This is a genomic window from Candidatus Aquicultor sp. (assembly GCF_054640775.1).
The window spans coordinates 1-8,130 of the sequence record NZ_JBTSLF010000106.1; the positions used below are offsets into that span (position 1 = coordinate 1).

The window sequence follows — 8,130 nt, forward strand, 5'->3', positions numbered from 1 at the left end:
ACGCGACCTTCACCGGCCCACGGCTCTCCGGCTCGGCCTCGAAATACTGGCGCTCCTTAAAACCGAACATCCCGGCCAGAATATTGCCCGGAAAGCTCTGGATGGCGGTATCGTACTGGTAGACGGAGTCGTTGTTGAATTGGCGCGCGTAATCGATTTTACTCTCAGTGCCGGAGAGTTCCTCCTGCAGAAGTAAAAAGTTCTGGTTGGCCTTGAGGTCGGGATAGTTTTCCGCGACCGCAAAGAGGCTCTTGAGCGTTTGGGTAAGCTGGTTTTCAGCCTGGGACTGCTCGGCGACGCTGCCCGCGGAAATGGCGCGGGAGCGCGCCTCTGTGACCTTTTCGAACACCTCGCGCTCGTGCTTTGCATAGCCCTTGACCGTCTCCACCAGGTTGGGGATGAGGTCGTAGCGCCGGCGCAGTTGCACGTCGATCTGCGACCATGCGTTATCGATCCGGTTGCGGAGCGAAACCAACCGGTTGTAGTAACCGGCAAAAATCAGCGCGAGTATAACAATCAACCCGATGATGACTGTGAGCGTAATCATACCTCATTGATACCCAAAACCGGACAATAAAACCAATTATAAACGGACAATAGAACAGACTCTTGACGGTGTTGCTTGCAAGCATGGCTCGGCTGGTGCTCTGCCACAGACAAAATGCCTGGTTAATGGATGTATAGCTGGCGTATGTCGATTGCGCGTACTGGTGCGATATACTACAATAGATACGAACAAGCGTTCGTGATTGAAAGGTGGTAAGGATATGTCAGAACCGAAGCCCGAAGGGCGACAGAAGCTTCCTGCTAAGTTCATCAAGAAAATCCAAGGGAAAGACTTCGTGCTCTTTGAGGGTCTCCTGGAGATGGCGCACGCGGCAGGTTTAAAACGGGTGGAGACCCAGCTTTTGCAGGCTCCGCACCGGGATAACGCGATGCTCGCGATAGTTAGGGCGGTTGTCGAGACGGACAAGGGGGTCTTTTCGGCTCTTGGCGATGCCTCTCCGGAATCCGCCGAGCGCCCGATGCAGCCGCACCTGGTCCGCCTTGCGGATACCCGCGCAATAGCCCGCGCCCTACGGCTTGCGACCAACGTCGGCATGACCGCAGCCGAGGAAATCAATCAGAGTGAGCCGGTAATAGGTGCAAACGGGAACGGCCAAAAGAAGTCATCGGCCCCCGAGGTCGCAGAAGCCGCAGGAGCCCCAGAAGCCCGAAGTGCGAATGAGGGTGCGGATGGAGAAGCTACCAAATCGAAGTGGCTTCAGGAGCCCGAACTGCAGCCCGGAGGGCGAAAGGCGTGGATGGAGAAGCCCGAGTCCGTCATCCTTTCCTTCGGTAAGCATGCGGATAAGTCCCTTGGAGACGTCCTGATCGAGGACCCGACCTATGTCGAGTGGCTTGCAAAAGAGGCGTACGACTACGTTTTGAGGACCGCCGCAAAGAAACTTCTTGAAGAGAGCACACCGCAGGTCGACGAGTTCGACCCGACCGGTACGGCCGAAATATTCTTCGAGTAACTTGGTTGAGGGGTTTAGGTATTTTATCATGGTAGCCGGCAGCAATCGCTCGAGCGATTGCTGCCGGGAAGTATGTGCAAAACGCCGGGTTCTATCAGTTGGCAGTATTGGTCGTGCTGGGCGATGATCGTAAAATCCGTCGCTCCTTGTAACTACACTTCGGGCACTTGAGCACGAACGAGGTCAGGATACCGTCCGTTGTTTTTTCATCCAGCAGTTTCCCAAGCCTGAATCCATGTTGCGGGCAAAAAAGCCGCCTGCCTTGCGCATCGTTATTCAAAGCGGGTACTTCGACCGACTTTGCGAGTAGGTGTTTCGTTTTAGATCATCTCCTATGGTACATGCGGCAGTTGATACTTCGTGACTCCCAATTCTTACTTATCGATTATTGCTTCTTAAATTACTTCTTGCCTGGATTTAGTCCTTAGCTGGATTGATTCTCAAACCAGTTTTCAAACTGATATTTACCTAGTTCTCGACTAAATTAGCAAACATATGTTCGCATATAATTATAGATCTTTTAAGCGGCTCAAACAAGCCACAAGAAAGGTAGAAGCCGGGCGTCAATACCCCTCACGGCTCAGGCCTCATACAAGATAACATTATTACGAGAGCAGTTGCTAGAGGAAAGGGCAAATATATACAGATTAATAAGCCCGATTTTGAAGTCGATAATTATCCTAACTTGGTGTATCATGCCAAGTGGTTACGCGCTTTACGCCCGTGAATCTGCGGCCAACCGGGGATGCAATGGCTATAATCTTCTGATTCTGGCTCCCGGCTTTTGGTGTTAAGAAAAGCTTCAATAGGGCAATTTTAAAACTCATTACATAGAGGGATAGCGTGTAGGGAGACATTATGAGCGCAGCCACTCCATTATGGGAAATAGTAGTCAGGCTTTTACTTGCGGTGCTGTTGGGCGGCGCCATCGGGTATCAGAGAGAGATCGCTGAAAAACCGGCGGGCCTTCGCACACACGCGCTCGTATCGCTGGGCTCTGCGCTTCTGATGATCGTTTCAATCGATATCCAGCCGTTTTTAGGGTTGGCCCGAACGGATGTCACGCGTATCGCGGCAAGCGTCGTCACCGGCATCGGTTTTTTAGGTGGTGGCGCCATCATCCGGCAGGGCAGTATCGTGCGCGGTCTTACCACCGCGGCGACCATTTGGGTCGTCTCGGGTGTGGGTCTTGCCGTCGGCGGCGGGCTCTATTTCTCCTCTCTCGTTGCGACGCTTTTGATATTGCTTACGCTCACCATGCTTAAATACATCGAGATCAGGGCCGTGCCCGGCCACAAGACCATCCAGATGATGGCGGTTGATAACCCGCAGCAGTTGGGAAAAATAATCTCGGCCCTCGGTGAGATCGGTGTCACTGTGGGCACCATCGAGATCGAGCCGCTTGAAGGTGAGGGCACCAACATTATACAGTTGGGGATACAGGTTCCGCAGGATGTCGACGATATCCGGGTACCGGCGCAACTGGCTCAGGTAAAAGGTGTGGGTGAGATACATTGGATAAGCAGGCCGATGATCCACGAACGATAAAATGGGTCGTAAGCTCCTGCCTCATCGGTCTTAAGACCAGGTATGATGGTAGGGACAAATTCTGCTCAAAAATCCAGGAACTCGTTGAAAAGGCAGAGGCGGTACCCTTTTGTCCTGAACAGGGCGGAGGGCTGGCCACCCCGCGTCCTCCCGCTGAAATCATTGGTGGCGATGGCCGCGATGTGTTGGCCGGCAGAGCGCGAGTGATAAACAAACTCGGCAAGGACGTGACCGAGCAGTTCATTCGCGGCGCTTCACAGATGCTCGAGCTTGCGCGCATCACCGGCGCAACAGGTGCGATCATTACATCTCTGAGCCCTTCTTGTGGGGTCGGGGCTATTTATGACGGCACGTTTTCCGGTACTATAAGAGAGGGCGACGGTGTTGCCGCCGCCCTGTTAAGAGAATCCGGCCTCGAAGTCATCACCGAGAAAGAGTTTGAAGATGAGTGTTGATTACCACGTCCATACCGCCCGCTGCGGCCATGCCCGCGGCGATATGCGCGACTACGTAAAGCGTGCCAGAGAGCTGTCCCTTACGCAGATCGGCTTTGCCGACCACCTGCCGCTTCTCACAAGACACGACCCCACGCTTACCATGTCGATCGGTGAACTCCCGGCGTATATCGAGGCGGTCGAATCCCTTAAACGAGAGTTTCCGGATATTACGATAAAGACTGGCATCGAGGCCGATTATCTGCCAGGGATGGAAGAAGAAACCGGGCGGCTGCTTGGCTCGTATGATTTTGACTACGTTATCGGCTCGATTCATTTTATCGATGGATGGGGTTTTGATGATAGCCGCTACATCGAAGGGTATAAACAGCGGGATATCTATGAGGTCTATGCGACGTATTTCAAGCTGGTAGCGGATGCGGCAACGACGGGCCTCTTCGATATCATAGGCCACCTGGACCTTATAAAAAAATACGACTTCAAACCCGAGAGGGATATAACCCCGCTGGTTGCGGGCGCAGTTTTAGCGATTCAAAAAGCGGGCGTGGCGATAGAAATAAATACGGCGGGCTTGCGAAAGCCGGTCGGTGAGATCTATCCGGGTGATGCGATCCTCGCCCTCTGCTTCAAAGAGGGCGTGCCGGTGACGTTGGGCTCCGACGCCCACAGCCCGGAGGAAGTCGGCATGGACTTTGAGGCGGGACGCGCAGCCGCCAAGCGTGCCGGTTACGAGCGGCTAGCCGTTTTTACGGCACGCAAACGTGATTTTATAGCACTCTGATCGATTTGCAGGTGATGGTAGTGACGAAGGCGTTGGTGTTGATGTCGGGCGGTCTCGACAGCATATTGGCCGCAGAAGTTCTCCTCGAGCAGGGAATAGAAGTCGAGGCGATTACTTTTGTCACCCCATTTTTCGACTCGGTGGACGCGAAAAAAGCCGCGACGATGCTCGGAATCCCCGTTCACATCGTCGATATCACCGACGCGCACATGAAGATGCTTAAACACCCCAAGCATGGTTACGGGAGGTTCATGAACCCCTGCATCGATTGCCATGCGATGATGATCCACAAGGCGGGCAAGCTGATGAAAGAGCTTGGCGCCGATTTTATTGCGACCGGAGAGGTCTTGGGCGAGCGCCCCAAATCGCAGAATCGCCAGGCGCTCGGCATTGTCGAAAAAGAATCCGGGATGGAAGGGTATGTACTGCGACCGCTCTCGGCAAAGCTTCTCGATGAGACCATCCCCGAGAAAGAAGGCCTGGTCGACCGCACGAAGCTGCTCGATATCAGGGGTCGCTCGCGAAAACCCCAGATGGCGTTGGCAAAAAAATACGGGGTGCTCGAGTATCCGTCGCCTGCGGGCGGCTGCATCCTGACCGACCCGATGTTTTCAATCAGGCTTCGCACCCTCTATAAAGTCGAGGGAGAGCCCACGGCAAACGAGGTAAACCTGATGAAGATCGGGCGGGTTTTTCTTTCGAGCGAGGGTGCCATCATTGTGGTATCCCGAAACGAAGAGGAAAACAAGCGGCTTGTCCAGCTTGCCGAGCCGGGTGATATCATTTTCGAGGCCGAAGAATATGCCGGCCCGCTTACCATCCTGCTAAAAAACGACTTTACCGAGCGCTCGGTTTTCGAGGCCGCCGCGCTTACCGCACGCTACGGCAAGGCCAAGTCGCTGGATGAAGTCGATGTTACGAGCGTAGAGTTCGGTACGTCTGAGAAGCGGCTCATCCACGTACGGCACCCGGCCGAGGCCGTTCACGTTAACCCACCCAAAGACGGCGAGCTTGCACGGGTCACCGGAGCGTAAAGAGACAATCTTCTTTATTTACTCATTTAGTCTTATAATACCTAATAAACAACCGGTCTATGTTAACAGACCCGTTCTGCGGTTGATGCTTTAAATCATGGAGGCAAAGATGACTGAGAAGAAAGCACAAGTAGGTATTTTTGGAGGTTCCGGATTTTACTCGTTTCTGGACGGTGTTGAAGAAGTAAACGTCGAGACGCCTTATGGTGCCCCGAGCGATAAGGTCGCGATAGGCGAGGTCCAAGGCGTAAAAGTCGCGTTTCTGCCACGCCATGGGCGCGACCACCAGTACCCACCGCATATGATAAACTACCGGGCGAACCTGTGGGCGATGAAGTCGCTCGGTGTCGAGCAGATAATCGGCCCATGCGCGAGCGGAAGCCTGCAGCCGGAGATCAGGCCGGGCATGTTCGTTATCTGCGACCAGTTTATCGACCGCACGAGCGGACGCAAAGACACGTTTTATGACGGCCCCATCTCAACACACGTGAGCGCCGCAGACCCCTTCTGTGCGAATATGCGCGAAGTAGCGTATGAGACGGCAAAAGAGCTTGATATCCCAGCAGTAAACGGGGGGACCGTCGTGGTCATTCAAGGCCCGCGATTTAGCACCCGGGCTGAAAGCAAGTGGTTCTCATCAATGGGTTGGGAGGTCATCAACATGACCCAGTATCCCGAAGCATACCTCGCACGAGAGTTAGAGATGTGTTACCTCAACATCTCGCTTATCACCGATTACGATGTCGGCCTTGAAGGCATGCCGGACATCCCGCCGGTCTCACACGAGGAAGTCGTCAAGGTCTTTACCGAAAACAACGACAAACTTAAGAACCTGCTATTCACCCTCGTCCCTAAGCTGCCGCAAGTGCGTGATTGCTCATGCTATAACGCGCTCGAAGGTGCGAGGTTCTAATCAACAGCTAGTCAACCATACCGATTACAAGGGCCGGGCTTGTCTCGGCCCTTTATTTATGGTAAGAATCTATGTGACGAAAGTGTCATGCCGCCAAACGAGAACATACTCCATCAAACCGTTTCTCACCTGCCTGTTTAAAAGAATTTATATAAATTTAATACGGGAAGCTGGAAAAAGTTTGTATCATTGGTTACAATATAATAATCGGATGACTATATTTACTACAAAGAACCTTTGTACGATATATCTTTAGATGCATTTTTCTACACTTAAACGAGTCTTAAGTAAATGAACCTGAATGTACCTAAAGCAGTCTATAAAGCAAAAATGTGAGGGGTTTTAAAGTGAACGATATACCGGAAGGCGTAATCGAGCGGCTATCCACATATCTCAATTGTTTGATCAAGTTTCAGCAAAGTAATATCGAAACGATTTCTTCGGAGCGGCTCGGTCTCTCAAGCGGCGTTAATCCGGCGGAGGTCAGGCGCGATTTTACATACTTCGGCACCTTCGGCAAGAAAGGCGTCGGCTACGATGTCGAGACCCTGATCCAGCATATCCAAAGGATATTGGGTTCGGATGAGCCGCATAAAATCGCCCTTGTCGGTGCGGGAAACTTAGGCTCGGCCATCGCTTCATACGAGGGGTTGCTCCAGCACGGTTTTCATATCGCCGCGATATTTGACAGCGACCCGCAGAAGTTTGGTAAGACCATCAGGCACCTTGAGGTGTTTAGCATCGCCGATTTGCCGCATATCACCAAGAATGCGAATATCGAAATCGGCATCATCGCGGTACCGCCGTTTGCGGCCCAAGAAGTAGCGGATATGTTGATCGATGGGGGAGTTTCAGTCATCCTGAACTATACCCCGGCGCTCATCAATGTGCCGGCGGGCGTACAGCTTCATAATACCGATCCGGTTCAGCAGCTGCTCCATACCCTTTATTACCTGTCGGCTAATGAGAAGAAATTGGCCAGGAGAAAACGCAACGGCGCAGCTTCCGACTAATACACCGCTGAATTGTTATTTTAAAGCTGATTTTGGGCATAATTAGTGCTATGGTTAATATTGGTGCTATGGTTAATAAAACAGTTACGACAGAAGGAAGGTTGCGATAGACCATGTTTGGTTTAGGTGTTCCTGAGCTGGTAGTTATCTTAGTGATCGTGCTCGTTATCTTCGGTCCCAAGAAACTTCCTGAAATCGGAAAAGCAGTCGGGCAGGGTATACGCGAGCTTAAAAAAGCTACGGATACAAAAGAAGAGCCGCAGGCGACTGAGCAAAAACAATCATCATAAGAGCTTAAGCATAAAAACATACTCATAATAGAACACAGAAAATCGTTATATAATGCAAAAATGTGAAGGGGGCCGAGAGGCCTCTTTTTTCTAGGCTGGGACTACCAAGCTGCCGAACTCTCTCCTTATCCTACTGGTTCTTAGGTAAGGCTGCGTAAGGTTATAGCAAACCAAAAAGTATTTGGTATGATGTGGTTGTCAATCATTCTGCAAAATTTTCAAGCAAAATGTTGAAAAATGAGATGCCTGTAACTGCAGATGTAAAGAAAAATGTGGTCTACAAAAGCCATATGTGTTAAACACGTGGTCAAGGTATGAGAATTCTTATCATCGAAGACGAAAAAAAACTAGCAATGTCGCTAAAAAAAGGGCTCGAGCAAGAAGGTTATGCCGTAGATTGCCTTTTTGACGGCGAAGCGGGGCGCCGACATATAGAAATTCACGGTGGTGATTATGACCTCGTGATATTAGATATTATGCTGCCGAAAGTCGACGGGGTCGAGGTCTGCAAAGCCATCAGGGAACAGGGGATCAATGTTCCTGTTCTCATGCTTACGGCCAAAGACAGTTTAGAGG

At 51.7% G+C, this 8,130-nt stretch carries 11 protein-coding genes; 9 read left to right on the forward strand and 2 right to left on the reverse strand.

The genetic code is table 11. The features are described 5' to 3' along the window. A partial coding sequence (locus ACYC56_RS09415; RefSeq protein ID WP_461373923.1) for a LemA family protein occupies positions 1-547 on the reverse strand: 547 nt, incomplete at its 3' end. 220 nt (positions 548-767) lie between these two features. On the opposite strand from ACYC56_RS09415, the gene ACYC56_RS09420 reads away from it, so the two are divergent. Then, positions 768-1,520 (forward strand): exodeoxyribonuclease X C-terminal domain-containing protein, encoded by a 753-nt coding sequence (locus ACYC56_RS09420; RefSeq protein ID WP_461373924.1) that lies wholly within the window; start codon positions 768-770, stop codon positions 1,518-1,520. A 94-nt stretch (positions 1,521-1,614) separates the two neighbouring features. Here ACYC56_RS09420 and ACYC56_RS09425 read toward each other — a convergent pair whose 3' ends face one another. Then, positions 1,615-1,800 (reverse strand): hypothetical protein, encoded by a 186-nt coding sequence (locus ACYC56_RS09425; RefSeq protein WP_461373925.1) that lies wholly within the window; start codon positions 1,798-1,800, stop codon positions 1,615-1,617. Between the two features lie 578 nt (positions 1,801-2,378). Here ACYC56_RS09425 and ACYC56_RS09430 point away from each other — a divergent pair. The 8 genes from ACYC56_RS09430 to ACYC56_RS09465 all read left to right on the forward strand — a co-directional run. Then, positions 2,379-3,068, forward strand: coding sequence for an MgtC/SapB family protein (locus tag ACYC56_RS09430; RefSeq protein WP_461373926.1), 690 nt, complete (start codon positions 2,379-2,381; stop codon positions 3,066-3,068). After that, positions 3,035-3,523, forward strand: coding sequence for a 2-thiouracil desulfurase family protein (locus tag ACYC56_RS09435; protein ID WP_461373927.1), 489 nt, complete (start codon positions 3,035-3,037; stop codon positions 3,521-3,523). Before ACYC56_RS09430 ends, ACYC56_RS09435 begins: the two co-directional genes overlap by 34 nt. Continuing rightward, on the forward strand, positions 3,513-4,304 hold the full coding sequence (locus ACYC56_RS09440) for a histidinol-phosphatase HisJ family protein (protein WP_461373928.1): 792 nt from the start codon (positions 3,513-3,515) through the stop codon (positions 4,302-4,304). The genes ACYC56_RS09435 and ACYC56_RS09440 overlap by 11 nt, the downstream gene beginning before the upstream one ends. Before the next feature lie 14 nt (positions 4,305-4,318). Continuing rightward, a complete protein-coding gene (locus ACYC56_RS09445; RefSeq protein WP_461373935.1) occupies positions 4,319-5,338 on the forward strand; it encodes a tRNA 4-thiouridine(8) synthase ThiI in 1,020 nt (339 codons plus the stop codon). Between the two features lie 109 nt (positions 5,339-5,447). Next, positions 5,448-6,251, forward strand: coding sequence for an S-methyl-5'-thioadenosine phosphorylase (locus tag ACYC56_RS09450; protein ID WP_461373929.1), 804 nt, complete (start codon positions 5,448-5,450; stop codon positions 6,249-6,251). A gap of 347 nt (positions 6,252-6,598) precedes the next feature. Then, positions 6,599-7,264 (forward strand): redox-sensing transcriptional repressor Rex, encoded by a 666-nt coding sequence (locus ACYC56_RS09455; RefSeq protein WP_461373930.1) that lies wholly within the window; start codon positions 6,599-6,601, stop codon positions 7,262-7,264. Positions 7,265-7,377: 113 nt separating this feature from the next. Next, positions 7,378-7,554 carry a twin-arginine translocase TatA/TatE family subunit gene (gene tatA, locus ACYC56_RS09460; protein WP_461373931.1) on the forward strand — a complete coding sequence of 59 codons (177 nt, stop codon included), beginning with the start codon at positions 7,378-7,380 and terminating at the stop codon, positions 7,552-7,554. Positions 7,555-7,868: 314 nt separating this feature from the next. Next, positions 7,869-8,130 (forward strand): response regulator (locus tag ACYC56_RS09465; RefSeq protein ID WP_461373932.1); only part of this gene is annotated, 262 nt, incomplete at its 3' end.